The organism is Streptomyces minutiscleroticus (assembly GCF_014650875.1).
Taxonomy (GTDB): Bacteria; Actinomycetota; Actinomycetes; order Streptomycetales; family Streptomycetaceae; genus Streptomyces; species Streptomyces minutiscleroticus.
In genome coordinates, this window is record NZ_BMVU01000268.1 from 1 (window position 1) to 570 (window position 570).

General features: G+C 33.5%; 2 protein-coding genes. Both read left to right on the forward strand.

Features of this window, described 5'->3' with window-relative positions:
* Positions 1-252: RsmG family class I SAM-dependent methyltransferase (locus IE271_RS44675; RefSeq protein ID WP_190195537.1), on the forward strand; the 252-nt coding region annotated here is incomplete at its 5' end.
* Positions 246-488, forward strand: coding sequence for a PP0621 family protein (locus IE271_RS44680; protein ID WP_000944395.1), 243 nt, complete (start codon positions 246-248; stop codon positions 486-488). The genes IE271_RS44675 and IE271_RS44680, both read left to right, overlap by 7 nt.
* The last annotated feature ends 82 nt before the right edge of the window (positions 489-570 follow it).

Here is a 570-nt window from a genome sequence, read left to right on the forward strand (position 1 = left end):
AAAAATATTGAAATTGTTAAAAAGCGTTTAGAAGATTATCAAAATCTTTTACAAGTGGATTTGATCACTTCTAGAGCGGTCGCTAGCTCTTCTTTTTTGATAGAAAAAAGCCAACGCTTCCTAAAAGATAAGGGGTATTTTTTATTCTATAAAGGCGAGCAGTTAAAAGATGAAATCGCTTGTAAAGACACTGAATGCTTTATGCATCAAAAGCGTATTTATTTTTACAAATCAAAGGAAAGTTTATGTTAAGAATTTTAATCCCCCTACTCATTATTGTGTGGGTTTTATGGCGTTTGTTTTTAAAGCAAAAACCCCTTAAAGGCAACCATAAAGACAGCCACTCTTATACGCAACAAACCCCTAAAGAATTAGAAGATCACATGATTGTATGCTCTAAATGCCAAACCTATGTTTCTAGCAAAGACGCTATTTATAGCGGAGCGGTGGCATATTGCAGTGAAACTTGTTTGAATAATAAAGGATAAATATGCTTATTTTAGGACACCCTTTAATCCCTACCACTCGTTTTATTTTCATTAAAAACACCGATGGCATTCATTCTAGCAT

Coding starts and splice junctions, on each gene's coding strand:
- IE271_RS44680 (WP_000944395.1), top strand. CDS start 246: ATGTTAAGAATTTTAATCCCCCTACTCATTATTGTGTGGGTTTTATGG.